Here is a 20991-nt window from a genome sequence, read left to right as displayed (position 1 = left end):
TGCAGCAGAGCTCACGCCCATTCCGGATGGCTTCACGTCCATAACGCCGTGGATCATCTGAAGAAATCCTGCTGCGCTGTAATGGTGGTAGTGTGATGGTGGTTATTCATGGTTATGGTTATGGTTATGGTTATTCATGGTTATGGTTATGGTTATGGTTATGGTTATGGTTATGGTTATGGTTATGGTGGTTGTTTGATGGTGGTTTGATGGCGGTGGTGGGCATGGGCATGCTACTCTTGCGCTAACGGACAGAGGATACGTTATTTTGCTATAAAAGTGTTACTTTTGAGATTAACGGACATGAGATGCGTTATTTGTGATATGAGTCAGCAATTTGGTTGTTTTATGATGTAATAAGGGATCCTGAGTCCGCCAAATTCAAAAAACGGGCATAATTGAGGCAAATAGCGGATCTAGAGTCCGATAATATGTCGAGGACAGCGGCACGAACCAGGGTTACTCGTGAGATAGTGGTGTTGGCGACCAGGCTAGTATATTAGGTTATCTGATTATGTTCATTGCCCTTCCCCGCGTAGTCGGCTTCGCTCTTATCTACAGTGAAGATTCGTTTCACTCCAATAGACGAGTGTTATACAATGGCAACTAAAGGGGGAATGTCGCTCATGTGGCGTAAGTACAGGTTTACCCAATCGGTCTGGGCAGGCATTGCCGCCGGTATCATCCTTGGACTGATCTTGAATATGGTAGAGCATTTCACCTCATACAAAGTCTACACGCTGCTCCTGAACGTTGATTACGTGCCTGTCCTGAAGGAACTGCAGCTATCCGAACTCACCGAGTTTATGCTGCACCTTCTAATCTCCGTCCTGCTGAGCATGGCTCTAACCCTCTTCCTGCAGCAAAAAGCATGGTCTCGTAAACGCAGCATGTCTTTTGTTATCCTGGTCTGTCTTGCCGTTGGACTTCTTCTGTTCCCCACCACGGCGTTGTCCGTTCGCACACCGGCGTTGTCCGACCTCGCCGCCCTGGCGTTCTGGCTGACCGGGCATCTGGCGTATGGCCTTGCCCTGGGCTGGATGCTGACAGGGGCACGAAGGGGGTAAAGGTTGTGCTGATCACTCGAATCCACCATAGGTGATCAGATTGTAATATCCAGTGCCTTCATGTGATCAGCTTGGCTTATTCAACGCAAAGTGGCCGCTCCCATTGGAGCGACCACAGCTATATACCGGAATGCGAGGAATCCGCATTCAATTCGATTTCATTTTAAGCGAATTCTAGCGTCCCAAGGACAAGTCCTTGTCTTCCCCATCGGATTCTTCATCGTCGACGTTCGCGTCGTCACCGGATGCCGCTACTCCATCCATAAAGTCTTGAATCTGACCGCTGTTGCGCGTCAACGTGGCGACGGAAACCTCGTGCTTCTTCGCAATATCAGCCTTCGTCGTTGAAATGTTCAGCGATGAGGTTACTATATATTCTAACGCACTTGCATATCCGCCCTGTTTGCGGTACTTCGGATTGGCTTCTCTGGAGAAGCTGTTCCAGACCATCAAGAGACTGAACACTTGAAACAGCTGCTGCTCATCCTGCAATTCGTAATCCTTGCAAATCTGAGGAAACACGGACTCTGCAAGCTCGCGATGCTCATCGTCGTTCCAATCCATCCACCCCAGCTTGTCGTTAATCATCTGTTGCAATTGATCGACCTGTAGCTTAGGCTCTGCTGCTTTCGCACCAGGGAACTGGATGACTTTACCGTAAACCGTGCGTTCATCTCTTTCAAGACAACATCTTTTGTACTTTTTGCCGCTTCCGCAGTGACATAGATCGTTTCTTCCTAGCTTTTTCATTTCCTAGCTCCTATTTGAATGATTTCTTCTATTATACATGGAAAATATAAAAATGCGCATCTCAAGCCTGTCGAACTTAAGGCATGCCGGCCTTACTCGTCATCACACTCTCTTATAGGGGGGCTTCCGATAAGGAGGTACTCAGGCAAGTTAGATAGCAAAAAAAGCGCGAGTTTTCCACTATGAAAGCCGCGCTCTTTCATATTATTCTATAATATCGTCATAGCGCAAGTAGGATGTAACAAATTTGTTAGAACCTATAATAGACTTGTACCATTTTTGGTAAAGTTTCCATAGATCCGCATCATATGGCACATTTGGCCCGGCCCAATGGTCACAGACAGCGATCCCAATATCCCCTGACGCCGAGTCGTCACTTGCGCAGCCTAGCTCGATTCCTTTCTCTATGAAGTTGTCCCCAAGCGATAAACAGCTCCTTGACTCTTGTTGTTTTTGCCGGCTCGAGCGCCTCTTTTCGGAGCTGCAAGTCCCTTTATGGGACTTGCGCGAGCCGCGAGCGCGCCTTTGGAGCCTGCAAGACCCCCTAAGGGACTTGCACTGGCCGCGCCTTACCTCAGCGGATATACCAGCTGGATATCCTTTACCGGGGCCAGCCCTTCATACAGCGCATGATTATGGTCTGCGCCTACAATACATAATAGCCGTTTTCCCGCATGCTGCCCAATAGCATTCTTGATTCGCTGATTCATGATCAGATGCCTGCATACCCACCTGAGTAGATGGGCCTGCGGATTGATTCGCTCCAGCCATTCATACTTCTCCTTCGTAACCCGATCGTACGCTGCTGAATTTAGAGGAATCGGACCCGATGCCCAAGTCGACAGCTGCCGCTCAAACCACTCATCCAGCTCGGCATTTAACTGCTGCTTTTGCAGCTCGCCGTAACTGTGAAAAGGGTCAAAATCGTTCCACACATCAAGCAAGCTCTACCCAATCCATCGGCACGAACTCATATTTCTTCTCTTCGCATAACGGAAAGATCAAATCCCAATACTCGCTGGCTGGCTGGCTCACCCCAGTATCCACGATGGGATCTGTCCTGCTGGTACTGCTTCCAACTGCTCGGAAGGACCTCTCCACAAATAACATCCGGTTCGAACTCAAGAATGAGCTCCTTAATGACATCCAGGGTCAAGTTGTACTTCTGCCTCAGCCCCTCGTCATGGGTCACTCCCAATATGCCAACCGTGGTCACGATAAATCCTTCCACCTTGCCCACATTTCTTGCGGATTCAGCACATACACCCCGTCATTCCTGAACATGAAATGGTGCATGATGAACTCTCGGCGAAGGGTCGCAAAATCCTCATGATAGCCCTTAATGAACTCATTGATCTCCTTCTCGCTGTACTTTCGTTCCTTTTCAAGCTGAGATACCATATGCGTGAGCACGATGAGTTTCTTCTTCAGCTGGGCAGGAATACTCTTCAATTTCCCATCGGAAGTGAAAAAGCTCTTCATAACGGAATCCTTCATCCGTTGATCCTCATCCAACACGCGCTCCGAGCCGCCAGTTGAACGTACTCTTTGATAGATCAGGTTTTCCGTCGCCGTCGCGGTATTTCTAATAAAATAATCATTCAGCGAAAAAAAGATCGTGTTCTTGTCCCTGCGCTCATTAATGAGACTCGCTTCCCGCAGCTTGGCAGCATGATGGGTGATCGTCGCCGGTGTGACGCCAATCTTCTCAGCCAGAAGCTGTCCGTTCAACTCCCCTTCGGCAAGCAGGATGAGCATCTTGATTCGGGTCGGGTCCGCCAGCGCTTTATGATAACTGACCACTTTGTCCAATTGCATAGCCAATCCTCAGCTCCCTAAATAATTTAACAACCATCTAATTTATCAATCGTTAAATTAGATGTTAAACCATGAGGAATAAAATGTAAACCTATCCATGATAAATAGGCTTCAATAGCAAAACTAAGAAACCCGCCCTTCTATCGAAGGAACGGGTCTCTAATGACTCTGGTTGTTACTCGGCGCTCGGCCTGATTTGCACACTGCGGCTAATCGCTGCGTCCCAGCTTACACAACCGCCGCGTCTACTCTGCTCTGATCGGCATTTTGACATCTCTTGCATACCTTAAGCGCCGTGCCGTCAGACTTGTTGGCAACGTAGAGCAGCTTAATGCGCGAAGTGCTGCATACCGGGCATGTGCCGCGACCGCGTGATGGCATGTTCCATAGTGCGCGGCCCCGTTTGGTTTTGGCCATGATTCATATCCCCTTTATTTCATAATCTCTCTAATGATCTTGCGAACCCATACACATATACAGCTCGTCCACAATGCGCTTCACCTTTGTTATATGAAGTCTGATCTTTAGGATTCACGCGCTGCTATACCTGTGCAATTCCATTATAGAGGAAGGCGTGCCGCCAAATATAGGGAATAAATGCTTATGAATTCTTTTTTACATACATGGCTTCGTGCCTGCCGTTAAGGGCTCCATATTCGGTGTATATCCGGAACATCTGATTGTTGGAAGCTAAGCTGGTACACGTCAGGGTTGGACAGAGCCTCCCACTCTCGGAAACCGATTCGGTTATCGTAATACTTCAACAGGAGCGAGATCAGATTGCCATGTGACACGATGACGGCATTTTGGCTGGGACTCTGCAATATCTCCTCCACTACACGAACCGCACGATTCATCGCCCTGTTGCTGGATTCTCCGCCCTCATAACACAGGTCCATATCATCATAGGTTCTGCGCAGCATCTCGCGCCATGCAGGAACGTTCTTGCCCGATAGAACTCTCTCCATTAGCCTCTCGTCCCGTTTAATCTGTATGCCCATGCGATCCGCCAAAGGCGATATGGTGTCATAGGCTCTGCGATAAGTGCTCGAAACCATATGGTCTATCCCTTTGTCGGACAGAAATTCCGCAAGCGCATGCGATTGCCGGACCCCCTCCCCTAGTTAACGGAGCATCCGCAGCTTGTCCCTCCGCTTGGCAATGCCGCACGACGTATAATTTTTTCATGGAATTGGCACCTCCTTAACCCATTAATCCTTGTGAACCCTTGATAAGGCTCATGGCTGCATGACCGGTCAGATTGAGGTCACCATCATCCAACATAAGGCGAACTCTCTACGGTTAAAAAAGGCGGGCAATAAATTCGGTTTATCTCACAATCGGCCCAACCCAAGTTTCCGATAGGAGGAATCATTCGATGCCAAGCTTCATCCGCCTGCTTCCGAACAGCTTTATCCGCGTGATCTTCATACCCGGACGCGGTGAGGCAACCGACAATCAAAATCCAAACGCATTGACGGATACTAGAAAACCGAGTGATAACGAGGGATTCCCCCCTTTTTCTCACTCGGTTATTTACTAGTGCACTGCAGAGCTGCCCGGTTTTCCTAAAGCTTGCTCAATATCTGTTCTATGATCTGCTGATCCAAAACGGTATTATGACCCGATATACAAGTGTCAAAATCCATTTCTTTATAGTTCAGCAGTGTCCGAATATAAATTTCCTTGTCTACGTATAGGCTTGGAATGATTTCATCCATGGAGTCTCCGACATTATCGCCAACATGGATCACCCTGTCCGCTTCATCCAGTACACTTATGGAATCCACAGTATGTCCTGGCGTATACATGATTCGTATATGGTCCTCAGGGAAATATAATTCGTTATCGAATGTCAGATTGGGAAGGACCAATTCTGCTTCACCCTCAATGAATCTCTTGTTTTTCTGGATCATGTCTTCCCAGCCGGAATCCATCATGTCCCTGCATAGCTTGTGAGATACGATGGTGCAGTCCCGGAACGAACCATTCCCCCATATATGATCCCAATGATGATGTGTATTGATCACAATGATGGGCTTGTGGTCGTGCTTTATGTATTCTTTAACTGGTTCGATGTTCAAAGATCCCAGACCCGTATCAATGATGTAATTATTCCGGTCTCCCATAATAAGCTGGACATTTAAATCCCATCCCGAGGGGATATGGTTGGTAAACAAAACGCTTCTATTCTTTATCTTTTGAATTTTCATCATTCACTCTCGCTATCTGTCATTTTTTCGATCATGAAGCTTACTCGTAATTGTGTTCTTATCAGATTCTATGACGCGTGTTAGTCTAAAGTCAACATGGAATGCGCGTGTTTACTCTAACTTGTTAGTCGCTTCGCTCTTAACTTTTTTTCCGGAATATGGTTTATACCACCCTCCGATATGTTACCATACACCATGGTAGATCCAGGAAGATATTTTGAAGGAGGTACTTATGAGCTATCGCGGATCAGTAGTTTTACGATAACGAAAGTAACTTCGAGAAGTACATGTTGCGGAGGCAATGGCAGGAGAACGCCAACGATACGTTAGAGAAGCCCGTCATCTCGCAGCTGCTCGGGGATATCTCCGATCAGCATATTTTGGACCTCGGGTGCGGAGATGCCGGATATGGCGCCGAACTGCTGGATAAGGGCTGTTCCACTTATGTCGGCATCGAGGGTTCCCGCAATATGGTCGAAGCCGCCTCCAGTTCACTTGCAGCTTACAGCAATGGTACCGTAGTACACACGATGATAGAGGATTATACGTACCCGCCAGATGCCTACGATCTGGTGCTGTCCAGACTTGCCATTCATTACCTTCAGGATATTGAGCATGTCTTCCGCTGCATTCATCAGACCTTGAAGCCAAGCGGCCGGTTGATCTTCTCCGTCGAGCATCCCGTCATCACCTCCACGCTTCAGCCATCGGGCACAAGAACCAACTGGGTGGTGGACCATTACTTTAACGAGGGCTACCGCGAACAACAATGGCTCGGCGGCACCGTTCATAAATACCATCGTACCGTCGAGGCTTACTTCCGAGCGATGCAGAAAGCCGGCTTTATCGTCGAACAGCTTCGGGAGTCCAAGCCGGTGCGAGAGCATTTTACGAACGACGAAACCTATGAGCGCAGGCTCAGAATTCCGTTGTTCCTGTTTCTTGTGGGAAGAAAGAATGCGTAATACATACCATTTCGAATAAAAAAGCACCCGTCCACTTCAATGAAGGGAACGGGTGCTTCTTGTTCTTCTGTTTAGGATGATTGTGGAATAGCGGGAACGCCTGCATAAACTCATCCGTTAATCGTCAACTCCTCTTACGAGGTTCTGCCTGCCTTGCTGCCTTTATTGAATCCTTCAGACCTGCGTTTACGGGCTTGGCCATCCTTGGGCTTATTCGTTACTTCCGCCTTTAGCTTACGTGCCATCTCTGAATACGGATTACTAACTGCGTCCACCTTGGGTTTACGCGCGGTATCCGTGCTCGAATGGCGCACTGCGTCCGGCTTCGGCTTGCGTGCCGTGTCGGCCTTCGGTTTGCGGGCTGCATCACCCTTGGGCTTAGCAGGTCTGGCCGCCGCCGACTTGGCATTGCCCGGTCTTGCCGAGCCCGATTTCGGGGAACGGTCCACCTTGGCGGATCTTAATGAACTCGACATCGGAAAGTCATGATCTTTAACCTCGGGAATGGACTTTCCGATGAGTTTTTCAATATCGCGGAGAAAAGGAATCTCGTCCACTTCGCAGAACGAAATCGCCGTCCCGCTAAGGCCCGCACGCCCTGTGCGGCCAATCCGGTGAACGTACGTTTCCGGGATATTAGGAAGATTAAAGTTAATGACATGCGACAATTCGTCAATGTCGATGCCTCTGGCGGCGATATCCGTCGCCACCAGCACCCGGGTCTCCCCGCTCTTGAAATTCTTCAATGCCGTCTGGCGGCTGACCTGGGATTTGTTGCCGTGAATGGCTTGTGCCGTAATATTCACCTTGGTCAGATCGCGCACAACTCGGTCAGCGCCGCGCTTCGTACGAGTAAAGACCAATGCGGACACGATGGATGGATCCTTCATCAGCTCATTCAATTGCTTCTGTTTATTCCCGGTTTCCAGCAGATACACCGATTGCTTGATTCGTTCAGCCGTAGAAGATACCGGTGTGATCTCAACTTTTACGGGATTCTGCAGCAATGTTTTTACAAGCTGGGTGATCTCCGCAGGCATCGTGGCCGAGAAGAAGAGCGTTTGCTTTTTGCTCGGCATTTTGGAGATAATACGTTTCACGTCATGGATAAAACCCATATCCAGCATACGGTCAGCCTCATCCAGCACCAGAATCTCCACATGCTGCAGATCGATACGCTTCTGATTCATGAGATCCAGCAGTCGGCCCGGGGTCGCAATCAGGATGTCCGCACCTTGCTGGAGCGCCCGTTCCTGTGTCTTCTGCGAAACGCCGCCAACAATAGCGGTAGAACGCAATTTCGTGAACTGGCTGTAGGCCTTGACGTTATCCGAAATTTGCAGGGCAAGCTCCCGGGTCGGCGACAATACCAATGCACGAATGCGTCGCGCCATGCCCGGTTTAGGGGGTTGTTCGTTCAATAACTGGATCATGGGTACCGAAAAAGCGGCTGTTTTCCCTGTTCCGGTCTGGGCACAGCCCAGCAAGTCTCTGCCGGCCAGCACAGCCGGGATCGCCTGAGCCTGGATCGGCGTTGGCTCCTTGTAATTCTCCTTCGCTAAAGCCTTAAGAATTACAGGGGATATATTTAAATCTTGAAATGTCATGGAATCTCCTTTATGGTGAATAGCTATATTTTTCGCATCACGTAACATGGGGCATCTCTTCTTAGAGTCTCCACAAGCCGTTCCTTTACGTCATAACACATAACGATACCACAGATTGGTACAAAAAAAGAAGCGGAATTTTTCTCCGCTTCTCTGGTTTAAGCTCCAAACCGCTGCCGATACCCGCATTTTCTGCATAATTCCTCAACGGCTTCCCGCCGCGAAAAGCCATCCACGAGATTATTCGCCCGCTCCCCGTCCACGATGTCCGAGAAGGATTTCTGATGAATATTCCCCAGGTTGATGACACCTTCCCCATCCAGACAGCATGGCACAACCGTGCCGTCCACAAGAATGGCCGCCTGGCTGCGAAGCGCATGACAGAAGCCTTTTCCTTCATCCTCCGGCGCTGTCAGGCTTGGCCACTGGAACTCGTAATCCTGGTTCAGATAGACGTGATCCGCCACCCTCACGCCCCCGCCGGGTTCAACCCTCTCCTCGATTCGGTAGTCCAGATTAAATTCCTGCTCCAATATTTCGAGCGTCTGGCGATTTCGGCTCTCCTCCAGATTGGTTGCGTTGTCCTGAGTCAGGTTCCATAAACGGAATGAAAAGATGACCTTAAACTCCTCTGCGGCACGGACAAAGGATAGAATCTCCCGTAAGTATCCCTCGCGGTTCGTTGAACCTTCGTGTCCATCAAAGCTGTGGAGGGAGAAATTCATCTGTCTCAGCGCTGGCTTGCCCAGCAGCTTATGCCGGTTCTTCGCGATCAACGTGCCGTTGGTCGTGATGTTGACCTTGAATCCTTTTTCATGGCTGATATCCAGCAGTTCGTCGATCTTCGGATGGAGCAGCGGCTCCCCCTTCACGTGCAGATAAATATAACGGGTGTGCGGCTTGATCTCGTCCAATCTTCTCGCAAAATCCTCTACCTTGATGAAGTTGGCCTTGCGCTCCGTCGGCGGACAAAACGTGCAAGCCAAGTTGCAAATACTCGTAATCTCTATGTAAACTTTCTTAAACGTCTTCAAGATGTTATCCCCAATCCAGTTGTCTATGATTGCATGGTGATTTGCTAGCTTACTCGCTTGCCAATCCCTCATATCGTACCATAGGCGGGCCTATACAGCTACAACTACAGATGCTATCAGATGCCATTCTGTCTTCCATTTTCCTTCTTCTTCATTCAAGGCAATATAATACCAAAACTTACGTTCTTCAAGTAGCATTTTATCTTCAAGTGATTTGACGGTTACTATTATCGACCCCTTTTGAGCGCCTTCATAGTTACTTTCATCAAGCGGTGTGAATTGTGGTACATCATTTTCTCGTTCAGGAACCTCTGTCCCGGTTTTCTGTTCCGTATTAGTAGGTATCGCTGTTGCATTCTACAACCGCTAAGTAAAATACTAAAAACAATGATAGCAGCGCATATCTTTCTTCATACGGTCCCTCCTATAAAAGAACCGCGCGGAAGCGCGGTTCTTTTAAACATGCAGCTACAAATAATCGAAGGCACGGGAATCCCCGGGCTTATTTTTACTCGCGCAGATGGTTGTACTAACGCAGCTTATTTTGAATCGTTGTCGTCATTCTCTGCAGCATCGCCAGCTTTGTTACCCAATGCTGCGCCTGCGATACCACCTGCAATCGTGCCGATTGGACCCAATATGGAACCAACGGCAGCACCTACGACGCCACCGCCTGCAGTTCCTAAGGCTTCTCCAGCGTCAATATCCATGTTGGTCGTGTCGCGGTCAGAATCAACCTTTTGATTACGATCATTTTTATTAGCCATCCATCTCACTCCTTCGACATTGTGATAGGAACAGCTCCATCTTGCCAGACGTTGTTCCAAACCATATCTTGCCCTAACGGATCTGAAAGAATTCTTAAAAGTATAACCTGCTCAGATCTTTGTCCACTCCAAAATAGGTTGCGTATTTTAGACGATGTTTGCGGATTATGGGATTATGTAAACGGTACCAAGACTGCTACAATGAACATGCAATTACGAAATGAATGCAAGACTGACTTCGCCTTTGGATAACGCTTCAAGAAGCCCCGCAGAGCGCTCTCTCAGCAATCTATCCATTTCCTGATCCAAAGGATTTGCGGTCTCTGCCTTCATCCCGCCGGCCTTGCCATGAGCTTCAATTCATAACTGGGCTGCAGCTACATGGTTTCTTAAGATTTCTTCTTCTTCCGAATAGGATGGGAGCTTGCTCCGCCATACATGGACTTGCAGAAGCATAACAGCTGCATTCTTCCCTACGTATAACCGCTCTCCCTCCGCATAGACCTGATCTCCAATCGCCAGCCCCTTTTTCGAAAAGCTGTCGATGTCCGTGATCAGTGTATTCGGAGCATTGTCCACGCTGTCAGTGGCAATCGTATATAATTCACCGTTCGGACACTTCAGGTTCACCGTTCGATCAAAGATGGTGTGTACCGTCCCATAAAATTTCAAGCTTCTTATTTGTTGAAGGAATCCCGCATCGCAAGAGATGGCTGCGCTTACAACACAAACGGCTTCAGTACTGGTTTTCTTCCGCAGCTTCCCGTCATATCGCCTCCTTAGCTTACAAATGGACAAGTGCTGTCTTTTGTCAGGCTATCCCTTTGAATGTTTCATTCACCTTGGATCGGCCATGCCTTAGTTGTGGATAAATGACCTTAGAGCTATACTGAATTCAAAATTAGCCAATATATAAACGTCGAACATATAACAGGTGAATGACTTTCCACTGCCAAAAGGATATTTTGTGAATTATATCACAGTTGAAGTTACGAACCGCTCCTGACACCCTTATTGTAATCCAGGGCTACACTCCGGTCATTGTACAGCGAAACTAAAAACATCGCATATTCACTGTGCACATTGCACAATGAGAACAAAAACAAAGGTGTGTGTTAAGAATGCTTACCATCAGGGACATCCTTCAGATCAAAGCGATCGAAGGCATTAAACTCGTTGCAGGTTCGGCAGGAATTGATCACCAAATATCCATTGTGAATATTATTGAAAATCCGGATGTATTCGATTGGCTGGCTTCGAATGAGCTGCTCTTATCCACCGGATATATTTTTAAAGATAGCGAGGAGCTGCAGAATCGGGTCATTCATGAATTGGCCGAGAACAACTGCGCGGGCCTGTGCATCACAATGAAACGTTATTTTGACCGTATTCCGCAAAACATGATCGATCTGGCGAACAAGTATGGGCTTCCGCTGCTGGAGCTCCCTTTTGAATACACGCTGTCCAAGGTGATCGCGATCATTAATGAGAAGACCAATGCCGATTATGACGCGCTGAATCGCAGATCGCTCGACCTGCATAATACGCTGTTCAAAATTCCGCTGGAAGGGGGCGGTATCGAACAAATTTCGGCGGAGCTAGCCGACATCGTCCATAATCCGATCCTGATTCTTGATCAGGGTTGGAATTTGCTCTGCTATACAGATCATCCGGATAATAAGACGCCGCTGCATGAGTTCTTGTCGATCCAGAAGAACAGGCCCATCTTCCCGTCCGAGTTTACCGAGGCGATCCCGACATACGTAAGCGAAATCAAGAAATCGATCCAGCGCGACTACGATCACAAGCATCAAACCTTCAAATGCCGCATCATGCCGATCTCGGTGTCCAGCCATGTGTACGGATACATCGTCATCTTCCAAACCGTTCGCAAGCTGACCGAAGTCGATAATTTGGCGTTAGAGCACCCGACACCCGAATCAGTACCTCGGGCGGGACAAGTATTTTAGGCATTTGCATCCTCTCCAACGTTTCATTGGACCTTATTGTATCCGTCTTCCAGGATACGGAAAAGGTTCCAGAGTCCTTCATATCAAAAGGCGTTGGAGTATGCATTTTGGAAGAATCGGGCCTTTCATGCTCCAATATGGTACAGAAGCCCCGATATGCATTTTTTATCTCTAGCTTAGTGACAGCCTTAGTTGGTATTTTAGTGTTGTCCTAATAAAAACAGCCATAAAGGGATACCTTCCATGGCTGTTCGCGCTTGCTCATATTTCGTTTCACTGACCCTCAACTAGCTCTTAATAAACACAATTTTTACGCCAACCACCTGCTCCTGCCCATTCACGGCCTTATACACACCATATGCACCATCGCCCATGTCGGTACGAGATACGACGCCCCCATCCAGGACACCCGCTTCTTCTCCGCTCTCGGTGATGTCGCAGCAGGCATAATACCATTCCGTATCCGTATCCGAGCTGCCCGAGGTCGAATCCGCGTCAGGAATTCGGTACTTTTGAATATCAAAAATACCCGCCTGCCCGCTATCCACCCCAGCTACAAATGGACACTTGATCCACTCCAGGAATGCCCCCTGTTCAACTGCCGAGTGATGGTAAGCCGTTAGCTTGGCGTTGGCTTCGCCCCAATCCGGGATCTCCACCTTCTCCACTTCCCCTACCCACGTTCCATTCAATACGCCTTCCAACACGCCCATAATAATAATGTTCGTATCCAATTCATAACAAGGATCGGCCACAACCAATTGCCCGGAATTCACTTCAAAATCGCCCAGTTGAATGATCAATGAAGATACCTCCAATAACTCCGTATGATGGTTTTATTTTAGCACGTATGATGCGGAGAGTTTAAATGGGGTTCCTGCCTCTAATTTGACATGCCTCTCGAATCTTATTGCAAAGCTTCCGCAAGGATGACTTCCTTCGTGTGCTCCGCCTGGCTCAGGATGTTCGACTCGATGTATATCTTGATTTCGATTATAGAAAAACCGCTCCAATATAACCGAAACGAAGGAGCGGTTTGTATACAATAATTTTCAATTAATGAATCAATAAATCTACCTTAGACAAAACCTCATTCAAGGTCTCCTTAGGAACTCTGCAAATAAACTTGGCTTGGCGAGATTGCCAATCGAGACTCTTGATTTGATCAGAAAGAATAACCCCTTCTATCGGTAAATCCTGAGGAATAACAACCTCAAAGGGGTAGCCTTTAGCCTTGGAAGTAACCGGACAAAATAAGGCTAAACCGACCTTACCGTTATACGTTACAGGTGAGAGTACAAGAGCTGGCCGTTTCCCCGATTGCTCATGACCAGATTGAGGATTAAACTGAATCCATACCAAGTCGCCACGATCAGGAATGTATTGTTCTTTTACCATGACTCCCGTCCTTGCGGCTCACCCGTTTGAACCTCGGAATGGATATTATCAGGCGTTATTTTCGAAAGTAGATCTTCCAGTGTGTTGGTCCGTGGTTTGATGACGAGATGACCATCTTCAACGTCAAGATCGATTTCTGATCCCTCCTCAAGTCCTATCTCCATGGCCAGTGCCTTTGGGATGCGAATGCCTAAACTGTTTCCCCATTTTTGAACTTGCGACATGCTACCACCTCACACAAATGTTTATACAAAGTATAAACATTATTCGGAATGAAGTCAAATTATCGACCTTTAATAAATTATACAAGATCCTTTGATTACCTCCTGAAGGCAGGATTCGTTTTCTTCTTCTTCGTCCCGCTACACAATCACCACAAAAAACGCACCTCCCTATAGAGATGCGTTTTTCACTGGCTCTCATATGCTACAACCACATGTTACCTGTTGCTTGCAGGGTTACTCCGGGATATTCCCCCCGGCCACCCGGTCGCCGGAATTTCCGGATGGATCGGTTACTTCGTCATCCTCGCCGGCATGAATGATCAGCGAGCGTCCCAAAACGGAGTTCGGCTGGTTCTTTCCAAGAGTTCCATGCTGGATGATCATCTCCGCTTCCACGGTACCGTCTGCACCTACGACCAGATTCGGCATATCGCCAACATGGCTTCCTTGTGGATGCTTGAGGCCATGATGCTTGTCAGTCGGATTAAAATGCCCACCAGCAGATTTGAAATCTCTATCTTTGATCGTGTTCTCATGTACATGGAACCCATGTTTTCCTGGTGTGAGGCCAGATGCGGTAATCTTCACCTTTACCCCGTCATTGATCTGCTCCAAGGTAGCGGAGCCAACAGACTCTCCTGCCGCATTGTACAGCTTGACTACAAGATGCCCCAGAGTTTCCTCCCTGAAAGCCTGGTCCCAGAACACCGGTTGGTTAACCGGATCCGAAACCATGCGAGCGGGTACATCGCTGCTGCCGGTAGGAAACTTAGAATCCGAAGCCGCCGTTCCTTGTTTCGCAAACGGGCCGTCAGCGGTGAAGTTGTCCTTGCCGTTAACATAGTGGCTTATTTTAGACATCGAATGTTTTTTCGCATCTAAGGTTCCTTCGGGATTCGCAGCAGCGAACAAAATTCCTGTAAACAGCAGGGCTCCGGCCACAAATGCGCCAGCCATATATTTTAACTTGTTGGTCTTCTTTTTCACTTCATCGCCTCCTGAATAATGTTATTCATTCATCTCCCAATCCCCTGATTTTATACGTCTAAGTCGTTATTTTATGGGATGAGGCGTTCGGTAATAGTCATTAATTCCAAAGATATTTACAATCAATAAATAAACTCATACTTTCTATAATATCCAGATACTGAACAGAAAAAGAGAGGGGCTCCGATAACGGCTTTAACGCCCCTCTGGCAAAATGAGTTCTCTCATCCGATCCGTATGTTTGGCCGAAACCACATATACATCTTCTCCCCAATCCTTGAAACCGTAGCTGAACACACTTTCATGACCCTCTTCTCCCAACCACAGCTTGATGGCATGAATCGGAGATTGCTGGGCATAGATGACCATCACGTCGTAATCCGGGTCCGTTCGTTTGGCATCATCCGGCTGCTTGCGAGCGGCAAGGATCGCTTCCTCAAATGCGATTACAGCCTTCTCATCCTTGAAAGACAGCAGTGTATCCCCATTCATCTCGTCCCATGTCTCGAACGCTGAAATCCGGATTTCGGCAACCTGTTCGTCTAGAAGCTGCATCGTCTCCCAACCGGGTTCCTTATCGCAACCTACCAATAGAGCCGTTATGTAGAGCATCATGATCATTAATAAGCGCTTCATTAAACCGTCCTTCCTTATCTACGAAAATAACATTATTGGATGACCCCATGCAGCTTCAGCTTGTCCATCAGCATGGTTCTGTACGTCTCTTGATCATAAAGGGAGTTGTTGATTCGCTCCTTGTTCAGTCCGAGACTGTCCAAGATCCGGTGCTCCAGCTTGCGCCGGGCTTCCAATACTTCCAGCGTCCCTTCAACGCCCTCCAGCGCATCGTGCTTCACCATGCCGACGGTCACCGGATTCTGGATGAAGCAGCACTCAAAAATCATGACAACAGGTTCATCTAACGTCTGCTCCCCAAATGCCTCCCACCGCTCGGTGATGAGTCTCCTGTTGAGGTCCAGCGGAAGCTCGTAAACATCCTGCTTGGACAAGGAATGATATTTAGGTCATCCGGAAAAGAGGTACCGTATTCGTTCTTCAGCTTCTGGTAGGGCAGGAGATACCAGCGGCCTTTTGGGGCTTTGGGGCGGCTCGCTCGATCAATATTAAAGGCGCCTGCGGCTGCAGCAACTGCCCAAATTCTTCTTCAGTCACACACGCCGTTCCCTCATAATCCGCCGGATGGTCAACATCCCCTTCCAACACAAGCCGGGCCTCGATGTTTCTTTCGGTTAAAATATCATAAATCATACGGGACGTCGTCGATTTGCCGAATCCCGGCAGACCTTCGACCATGATCAATTTTGTCTTCATTACAATTCCTCTTCAAATCTCAAAAATAATGGCAGCTTCAAGTTATTCTGTGTGGGCCAGCTGATATCCTCTTGTTTATACAAAAAGACTCCGGACGTATTGCGTCCGCAGCCTTCTTTCATGAAGATCCACTCATCTCAATGGTTATCGGGCCGTAGATCACTCATTTAAATGCATATAAACAATTGCTGAAGCGCATACGGTGGAGACAGATATTGAGCAGGACGGAACCAATGAGATTGTTGCTACAGTTGGTACTGCTGCCCAAACATCAATTTACAAAATTAAGAATGCTCATATCGTAGCAACAAATCTAAACGAAACGCTGGAGGCACAGGAAGTGACATATGATAAAGAATCCAATACTTTTGTAAGCGGTGTGAAGATTTGGAGAGTCAAAGGTGAGGAATTAGTGAGTTCAAAATAATTCGAGCCTTGGCTCTTTTTTTTGACTAAAACATATTATCAATTACTTAAGTTTCATTAAACGTTGGATAAAACGAGAATCCTGAACTCCATACTCATCAGCCCCTATTTCTCTCCAAGGACAACCCTTCATACTTAGTGATCACCCTACCAGACCAGCGCTCATATCTATTCGCCTTTATACTATAGACATCTCTTTTTTAACGGACTATAATGACAAAAGCGCTCGAAAAAACGAACATTAAGGCGGTAAACATGAGTAAATATATGCAATTGTTTCAAGGGACTTCTTTTTCAAGCAAATCTCCCACCGAAATTCAAGTGTTAACAGACTGTCTATATTGCATCAATGCGGACGGAATGATTGAGCGAGTCGTGGCACCGGAAGACACCGAATATCAATCCTTGCTGGATTCGTATCAGGGCAGCGACAGCTTTCATCGATTAGAGGAGGGACAGTATTTCCTTCCGGGTTTTGTTGACTTGCATGTTCATGCCCCGCAGTGGGCTCAATCTGGAACCGCTTTGGACATTCCGCTCTATGACTGGCTCAACACCTATACCTTCCCGCTGGAATCGAAATTCTCCGATCTCGAGTTTGCGCAAAAGGTCTACGAGGATTTGGTAAGCACCCTGCTGGCCAACGGAACCACGACGGCGCTTTATTTTGCCACGGTGCATAAGGAAGCCAGCCTGCTGTTAGCCGAAATCTGTGCGGGCAAAGGCCAGCGTGGACTTGTTGGGAAGGTCGTCATGGACGATCCCGAGCAAAATCCGGATTACTACCGCGATGCAGACACATCCACAGCATTGGTGGATACGGAAGCATTTATTATCGCTGTTAAGGAACTCGCCAAGACCACGAAACAAGGCGTGTATCCCGTCGTCACCCCACGATTCATTCCAAGCTGTACCGATGCGGGGCTGAAGGGTTTGGGCGAGCTGGCAGCCAAATACGATACGTATGTGCAGTCCCACTGCAGCGAAAGCGATTGGGCACACGGTCATGTGAAGGATCGATTCCAGAAAAACGATGCGTTTGCCTTGCATGATTTTGGCCTGCTGCGTGATAAATCGGTCATGGCTCATTGTAATTTTCTCGATGATCAGGATGCCGAATTATTCGCTGACACCGGAACCGCTATCGCGCATTGCCCGATATCCAACGCCTATTTCGCCAATAGCGTCATCCCGGTTGCTCGCTTCCATGCCCACAATGTTGAGATTGGTTTGGGCTCTGATCTATCCGGCGGCTTCTCGCCCAGTCTCTTCGATAATATAAGACAAGCCGTGATGTCTTCGAGGATGCTGGAGGATGGCGTGAACACCTCCCTTCCGGCTGCCGAGCGCGGCGTACCCAAGTCGCGGATCACGGTCCATGAGGCATTCTATCTGGCTACGGCCGGAGGCGGTGAAAGCCTAAGCTTGCCGATTGGCCGTATTCAGGAAAACTACGTATGGGATGTGCAGGTGATCGATACGAGACTGCCGTCCGCGAAGCTGCCGATTTTTGATGAGTTGGAGGACGTACAAGATATTTTTCAGAAGATTATGTATCTCGCACGGCCTGAACATATTCGCGAGGTCTGGGTACAAGGAGAAAAGGTTCATTCACGCTAAGATATATCGCAATTAATCCAAACATTCGAGGTGTCCATCGGAGTGAAAACACAAGCAGACAAACAAGATAACACGCAAACGAACTCACAGCATTTAACGGTTCCGCCTGACGGTAAAATATCTGTCGGAAAATCCGCCATTCTCGGTTTACAGCATGTCGTCGCGATGGACGTTTATGTTGTTCCTTTCCTAATTGCCATGTTAATCGGCTTAGCGCCCAATCAATCCAGTGCATTAATTCAATCCACGTTTATTGCAGCCGGGGTTGCCACGATTGTGCAAACGTATTTCTGCATGAAGCTGCCGATGGCGCAAGGTCCATCCTATGTTCCTCTTGGTGCAATTGTTGCGATTTATGCCGCCAGCGGAGGCGGGGAGCTCGGTTGGAGCTCCGTGCTGGGTGCCAGCCTGGTGGGTGCAATCCTCGTGATGATTTTGGGGTATACGGGAGTTTTCAATAAAATCGTGAAATCCTTCATCCCGCCCATTGTCGGGGGCACCATCATCTTCATTGTAGGTCTGTCTTTATTGCCGGTTGCCATCCGGGACAATATTTACGGCGCCACGGACGCAACCATTAATCAAAACGTGCTGCTGGCCCTGATCTCAGCGGCTGCACTCATCCTGTTCGTGATCCTTGGATCCCTGTTCCGAACGCGAGGCGCGATATTCCGGGTTACGTCCGTCATGATCGCGTTAATTATCGGCTGTATCTCGGCCAACTTGATGGGTGTGCTGGATTTCAGCGCTGTCGCCAGCGCCAGCTGGTTCAGCATGCCGCAGATACCATTTAAGGATTTTGGCTTTTCGTTCGACTTGTCGGCGATTATCACCATGGTCATCATCTATCTCGTCCTGCTGGCGGAGACGACAGGTACATGGTTTGCCATCAGCAACGTCATTGATAAACCGTTAACGGATAAAAATATTAATCGGGGCGTCATCGGCGAAGGAATCAGCTGCCTGATTGCTTCAGGACTCGGCTCCACGCCGGTCACCGGTTACTCTACCAATGCAGGCATTATCTCCATCACGGGCGTGGCAAGCCGCCGAGTCTTTCTTGCGGTAGGCGGATGGTTTGTCCTCTTCGGTTGTTCAGGCAAACTGGCCGCTTTGATCTCCTCAATTCCAACCGCCGTCATCGGAGGCGTATTCGCCATCGTCTGCGGGATCATCTCGATTAACGGGATCCAGGTTATGAAGAACGAGAAAATCGGTGAAAAAGAAATGTACATTATCGCCATACCGATGATTTTGACGTTAGCGTTAGTACTCATTCCTAAAGACTTCTTATATACATTGCCTACATTCGTGCAGTATTTGTTCGGTTCACCCATACTAGCGGCTGCTCTTGCAGCGATTGTATTGAATAAATTGCTGCCTAGCGCGAAGTAAAATGGTAAGGCCATCGTAATCACACATGCTAAACACGACTGCCCCCAAAGGAACTACGTCAGCGTAGGCTTTAGGGGCAGTCTTTTACATATGAGCCTTGCGGTTGAGCGGGAATTACCGTCCCATGCAAAGCTACGATTCAGTTCGCAGTTTATAACTCTTCTACCTTGGGAAGTAGGGGGGTTGTGGATTTTTTCCGTATCCATATCGGCAGAAGCTGCGGCGTAGCAATGCCAAGCAGAACAACGATGATCCCAACCCATCGAAGCAACGACACCTCTTCATGCAAAATTAACACCGAAGCTACCACGGCTGCCGGAAGTTCCGCCGCACCCAGTATCGCGCCCAGACCTGAGCCCAGCTTCGGGACACCAATGGAAAAGAAAAGGACCGGAATCACGATGCCCAGCAGCCCTAAAGGAAGACCAAACTTCCAAAGTCCGTCTGGAATCGCACCATCATAAATGAAGGAAGGCGAGAAAACCATCAAAATAATGATCAGGGCACTAGTGGTCATATACAAGCTTTTATTCACCGCAGGCACTTGTGTAGCCACCCTCCCGCTTACGAATATATAGAAGGCAAACGACACGGCCGACATTAAGCCGAAAATAACACCTTTGGCCGTAATCCCACCAACACTTGGTTCAAGAATCCCCCCTGCTAAGATCGTACCGATAAGAAGGATGAGCATCGAAATGCATTTCTCGCGACTCGGGAACTTTCTATCAACGATAGCCTCCAGAATGACCCCAATCCAAGTAAATTGAAATAAAAGAACGATCGCAATCGAAGCAGGCAATTCCTCCACGGCAAATCCGTAGAATATGCCCGTCAAACTGATCGTGATGCCAGCAACTAATAACGAGAGGCCCAGCTTCATGCCCAGCTTTTTTCGCGAAAATAACAAGACCAACAGGAGCAGCATGACCCATCCAAAAAAGTACTGTGATCCTACCAGCTGCTGCATGCTGAATCCATCTTTCATTCCAAGCTTGATGATAGTAGAGAGCGATCCATAACTGCATGCCCCTAAAAAAACAAGTAAAGCATATTTCAGTAACCTCATATTCATGGTAAACCTCTTCCCTTTCTGGTCCATAACAACATAAAGCCCCTTGTCATTTCACTGACAAGGGGCGAATGAAACCAAAGAATATTTCTTTGACAAAGTTCCGCCACTCCATCCACAGGATAGAGTTTGGTTTATTCAATTCAGCAAGCCATTCATTTACAACAAGAGATATAATATGATAGATCACATACGATGTCAACTGGAAAATCGAACAGGCCCTTCATTAGAATAACCGCTGCACAATAACGGGTGCCCATGCCCCGTCAGGCCGCCGGTTCTAAGATGGTTCCTTCCATAAAATTCCTCATCCCGTCATTTTATTAGATATGGATGCACCATCATT

At 48.0% G+C, this 20991-nt stretch carries 24 protein-coding genes and 2 pseudogenes; 8 read left to right on the top strand and 18 right to left on the bottom strand.

Going from position 1 to position 20991, the window contains the following annotated elements; translation table 11 throughout:
* The first annotated feature begins 92 nt into the window (after positions 1 to 92).
* Positions 93 to 248 (top strand): hypothetical protein, encoded by a 156-nt coding sequence (locus tag PVOR_RS30970; RefSeq protein WP_234972796.1) that lies wholly within the window; start codon positions 93 to 95, stop codon positions 246 to 248.
* A gap of 351 nt (positions 249 to 599) precedes the next feature.
* Entirely contained in the window at positions 600 to 1067 is a 468-nt protein-coding gene (locus PVOR_RS06955; protein ID WP_234972795.1) for a hypothetical protein, read from the top strand.
* A gap of 174 nt (positions 1068 to 1241) precedes the next feature.
* On the opposite strand, the gene PVOR_RS06950 is transcribed toward PVOR_RS06955, so the two are convergent.
* The 6 genes and pseudogenes from PVOR_RS06950 to PVOR_RS06930 all read right to left on the bottom strand — a co-directional run bounded on the left by PVOR_RS06950 (position 1242) and on the right by PVOR_RS06930 (position 4823).
* Positions 1242 to 1817 (bottom strand): YecA family protein, encoded by a 576-nt coding sequence (locus PVOR_RS06950; RefSeq protein WP_006208423.1) that lies wholly within the window; start codon positions 1815 to 1817, stop codon positions 1242 to 1244.
* Positions 1818 to 2386: 569 nt separating this feature from the next.
* Positions 2387 to 2761 (bottom strand): hypothetical protein, encoded by a 375-nt coding sequence (locus tag PVOR_RS31465; RefSeq protein ID WP_006208422.1) that lies wholly within the window; start codon positions 2759 to 2761, stop codon positions 2387 to 2389.
* Positions 2762 to 2787: 26 nt separating this feature from the next.
* On the bottom strand, positions 2788 to 3057 hold the full coding sequence (locus PVOR_RS31460) for a hypothetical protein (protein ID WP_234972794.1): 270 nt from the start codon (positions 3055 to 3057) through the stop codon (positions 2788 to 2790).
* Complete coding sequence (locus PVOR_RS06940) at positions 3030 to 3635, bottom strand: DUF2087 domain-containing protein (RefSeq protein WP_006208420.1); 606 nt, start codon at positions 3633 to 3635, stop codon at positions 3030 to 3032. The genes PVOR_RS31460 and PVOR_RS06940 overlap by 28 nt, the downstream gene beginning before the upstream one ends.
* Before the next feature lie 228 nt (positions 3636 to 3863).
* Positions 3864 to 4052: a hypothetical protein gene (locus tag PVOR_RS06935; RefSeq protein ID WP_009593181.1), complete on the bottom strand. Its 189-nt coding sequence runs from the start codon at positions 4050 to 4052 to the stop codon at positions 3864 to 3866.
* A 224-nt stretch (positions 4053 to 4276) separates the two neighbouring features.
* Positions 4277 to 4823, bottom strand: a pseudogene (locus PVOR_RS06930) (histidine phosphatase family protein).
* A gap of 190 nt (positions 4824 to 5013) precedes the next feature.
* Here PVOR_RS06930 and PVOR_RS30570 point away from each other — a divergent pair.
* Positions 5014 to 5178: a hypothetical protein gene (locus tag PVOR_RS30570; RefSeq protein WP_006208417.1), complete on the top strand. Its 165-nt coding sequence runs from the start codon at positions 5014 to 5016 to the stop codon at positions 5176 to 5178.
* Between the two features lie 25 nt (positions 5179 to 5203).
* Here PVOR_RS30570 and PVOR_RS06925 read toward each other — a convergent pair whose 3' ends face one another.
* Positions 5204 to 5764, bottom strand: coding sequence for an MBL fold metallo-hydrolase (locus PVOR_RS06925; RefSeq protein WP_234972793.1), 561 nt, complete (start codon positions 5762 to 5764; stop codon positions 5204 to 5206).
* Positions 5765 to 6135: 371 nt separating this feature from the next.
* Here PVOR_RS06925 and PVOR_RS06920 point away from each other — a divergent pair, with 371 nt between their 5' ends.
* Positions 6136 to 6813 (top strand): methyltransferase domain-containing protein, encoded by a 678-nt coding sequence (locus PVOR_RS06920; RefSeq protein ID WP_006208415.1) that lies wholly within the window; start codon positions 6136 to 6138, stop codon positions 6811 to 6813.
* A gap of 134 nt (positions 6814 to 6947) precedes the next feature.
* Here the strand turns inward: PVOR_RS06920 and PVOR_RS06915 are convergent, their stop codons facing one another.
* From PVOR_RS06915 to PVOR_RS06900, 4 genes are all read right to left on the bottom strand, one after another.
* Positions 6948 to 8420 carry a DEAD/DEAH box helicase gene (locus tag PVOR_RS06915; RefSeq protein ID WP_040680304.1) on the bottom strand — a complete coding sequence of 491 codons (1473 nt, stop codon included), beginning with the start codon at positions 8418 to 8420 and terminating at the stop codon, positions 6948 to 6950.
* A 158-nt stretch (positions 8421 to 8578) separates the two neighbouring features.
* Positions 8579 to 9454 carry a radical SAM/SPASM domain-containing protein gene (locus tag PVOR_RS06910; RefSeq protein WP_006208413.1) on the bottom strand — a complete coding sequence of 292 codons (876 nt, stop codon included), beginning with the start codon at positions 9452 to 9454 and terminating at the stop codon, positions 8579 to 8581.
* Positions 9455 to 9993: 539 nt separating this feature from the next.
* Positions 9994 to 10221, bottom strand: a complete 228-nt coding sequence (locus tag PVOR_RS06905; protein ID WP_006208412.1) for a glycine zipper domain-containing protein — start codon at positions 10219 to 10221, stop codon at positions 9994 to 9996.
* A 360-nt stretch (positions 10222 to 10581) separates the two neighbouring features.
* Positions 10582 to 10893, bottom strand: a complete 312-nt coding sequence (locus PVOR_RS06900) for a hypothetical protein (protein ID WP_006208410.1) — start codon at positions 10891 to 10893, stop codon at positions 10582 to 10584.
* Between the two features lie 449 nt (positions 10894 to 11342).
* Here PVOR_RS06900 and PVOR_RS06895 point away from each other — a divergent pair, with 449 nt between their 5' ends.
* Positions 11343 to 12191 carry a PucR family transcriptional regulator ligand-binding domain-containing protein gene (locus tag PVOR_RS06895; protein ID WP_006208409.1) on the top strand — a complete coding sequence of 283 codons (849 nt, stop codon included), beginning with the start codon at positions 11343 to 11345 and terminating at the stop codon, positions 12189 to 12191.
* Positions 12192 to 12478: 287 nt separating this feature from the next.
* Here PVOR_RS06895 and PVOR_RS06890 read toward each other — a convergent pair whose 3' ends face one another.
* The 6 genes and pseudogenes from PVOR_RS06890 to PVOR_RS06865 form a co-directional block, all read right to left on the bottom strand.
* The gene (locus tag PVOR_RS06890) at positions 12479 to 12994 is read right to left on the bottom strand and encodes a DUF4241 domain-containing protein (RefSeq protein ID WP_006208408.1); all 516 of its coding nucleotides are present in this window, start codon (positions 12992 to 12994) and stop codon (positions 12479 to 12481) included.
* 253 nt (positions 12995 to 13247) lie between these two features.
* The gene (gene mazF / locus PVOR_RS06885; protein WP_006208407.1) at positions 13248 to 13589 is read right to left on the bottom strand and encodes an endoribonuclease MazF; all 342 of its coding nucleotides are present in this window, start codon (positions 13587 to 13589) and stop codon (positions 13248 to 13250) included.
* Entirely contained in the window at positions 13583 to 13813 is a 231-nt protein-coding gene (locus tag PVOR_RS06880) for an AbrB/MazE/SpoVT family DNA-binding domain-containing protein (RefSeq protein ID WP_006208406.1), read from the bottom strand. The genes mazF and PVOR_RS06880 overlap by 7 nt, the downstream gene beginning before the upstream one ends.
* A 234-nt stretch (positions 13814 to 14047) precedes the next feature.
* A complete protein-coding gene (locus tag PVOR_RS06875; protein ID WP_006208405.1) occupies positions 14048 to 14800 on the bottom strand; it encodes a superoxide dismutase family protein in 753 nt (250 codons plus the stop codon).
* Between the two features lie 195 nt (positions 14801 to 14995).
* Positions 14996 to 15436, bottom strand: coding sequence for a hypothetical protein (locus tag PVOR_RS06870; protein WP_006208404.1), 441 nt, complete (start codon positions 15434 to 15436; stop codon positions 14996 to 14998).
* Between the two features lie 32 nt (positions 15437 to 15468).
* Positions 15469 to 16132 (bottom strand): annotated as a pseudogene (locus PVOR_RS06865) (hypothetical protein).
* A gap of 202 nt (positions 16133 to 16334) precedes the next feature.
* On the opposite strand from PVOR_RS06865, the gene PVOR_RS06860 reads away from it, so the two are divergent.
* The 3 genes from PVOR_RS06860 to PVOR_RS06850 all read left to right on the top strand — a co-directional run bounded on the left by PVOR_RS06860 (position 16335) and on the right by PVOR_RS06850 (position 19573).
* A complete protein-coding gene (locus PVOR_RS06860) occupies positions 16335 to 16559 on the top strand; it encodes a hypothetical protein (RefSeq protein WP_006208402.1) in 225 nt (74 codons plus the stop codon).
* Positions 16560 to 16813: 254 nt separating this feature from the next.
* The gene (gene guaD, locus PVOR_RS06855) at positions 16814 to 18178 is read left to right on the top strand and encodes a guanine deaminase (protein WP_006208401.1); all 1365 of its coding nucleotides are present in this window, start codon (positions 16814 to 16816) and stop codon (positions 18176 to 18178) included.
* Between the two features lie 42 nt (positions 18179 to 18220).
* Positions 18221 to 19573 (top strand): uracil-xanthine permease family protein, encoded by a 1353-nt coding sequence (locus PVOR_RS06850; RefSeq protein ID WP_006208400.1) that lies wholly within the window; start codon positions 18221 to 18223, stop codon positions 19571 to 19573.
* Positions 19574 to 19724: 151 nt separating this feature from the next.
* On the opposite strand, the gene PVOR_RS06845 is transcribed toward PVOR_RS06850, so the two are convergent.
* On the bottom strand, positions 19725 to 20642 hold the full coding sequence (locus tag PVOR_RS06845) for an EamA family transporter (protein WP_040680296.1): 918 nt from the start codon (positions 20640 to 20642) through the stop codon (positions 19725 to 19727).
* Positions 20643 to 20991: the final 349 nt, after the last annotated feature.

This window comes from Paenibacillus vortex V453 (genome assembly GCF_000193415.1).
Taxonomy (GTDB): Bacteria; Bacillota; Bacilli; order Paenibacillales; family Paenibacillaceae; genus Paenibacillus_AQ; species Paenibacillus_AQ glucanolyticus.
The sequence above is the reverse complement of the archived record's forward strand: the minus strand, read 5'-3'. Positions and strand labels throughout refer to the sequence as shown.

Excerpts from the sequence above, each read along its gene's own strand:
- PVOR_RS06955 (WP_234972795.1), top strand. The coding sequence starts at position 600 with ATGGCAACTAAAGGGGGAATGTCGCTCATGTGGCGTAAGTACAGGTTT.
- PVOR_RS06950 (WP_006208423.1), bottom strand. The coding sequence starts at position 1,817 with ATGAAAAAGCTAGGAAGAAACGATCTATGTCACTGCGGAAGCGGCAAA.
- PVOR_RS06940 (WP_006208420.1), bottom strand. The coding sequence starts at position 3,635 with ATGCAATTGGACAAAGTGGTCAGTTATCATAAAGCGCTGGCGGACCCG.
- PVOR_RS06935 (WP_009593181.1), bottom strand. The coding sequence starts at position 4,052 with ATGGCCAAAACCAAACGGGGCCGCGCACTATGGAACATGCCATCACGC.
- PVOR_RS30570 (WP_006208417.1), top strand. The coding sequence starts at position 5,014 with ATGCCAAGCTTCATCCGCCTGCTTCCGAACAGCTTTATCCGCGTGATC.
- PVOR_RS06925 (WP_234972793.1), bottom strand. The coding sequence starts at position 5,764 with ATGGGAGACCGGAATAATTACATCATTGATACGGGTCTGGGATCTTTG.
- PVOR_RS06920 (WP_006208415.1), top strand. The coding sequence starts at position 6,136 with ATGTTGCGGAGGCAATGGCAGGAGAACGCCAACGATACGTTAGAGAAG.
- PVOR_RS06915 (WP_040680304.1), bottom strand. The coding sequence starts at position 8,420 with ATGACATTTCAAGATTTAAATATATCCCCTGTAATTCTTAAGGCTTTA.
- PVOR_RS06905 (WP_006208412.1), bottom strand. The coding sequence starts at position 10,221 with ATGGCTAATAAAAATGATCGTAATCAAAAGGTTGATTCTGACCGCGAC.
- PVOR_RS06895 (WP_006208409.1), top strand. The coding sequence starts at position 11,343 with ATGCTTACCATCAGGGACATCCTTCAGATCAAAGCGATCGAAGGCATT.
- mazF (WP_006208407.1), bottom strand. The coding sequence starts at position 13,589 with ATGGTAAAAGAACAATACATTCCTGATCGTGGCGACTTGGTATGGATT.
- PVOR_RS06880 (WP_006208406.1), bottom strand. The coding sequence starts at position 13,813 with ATGTCGCAAGTTCAAAAATGGGGAAACAGTTTAGGCATTCGCATCCCA.
- PVOR_RS06870 (WP_006208404.1), bottom strand. The coding sequence starts at position 15,436 with ATGAAGCGCTTATTAATGATCATGATGCTCTACATAACGGCTCTATTG.
- guaD (WP_006208401.1), top strand. The coding sequence starts at position 16,814 with ATGAGTAAATATATGCAATTGTTTCAAGGGACTTCTTTTTCAAGCAAA.
- PVOR_RS06845 (WP_040680296.1), bottom strand. The coding sequence starts at position 20,642 with ATGAGGTTACTGAAATATGCTTTACTTGTTTTTTTAGGGGCATGCAGT.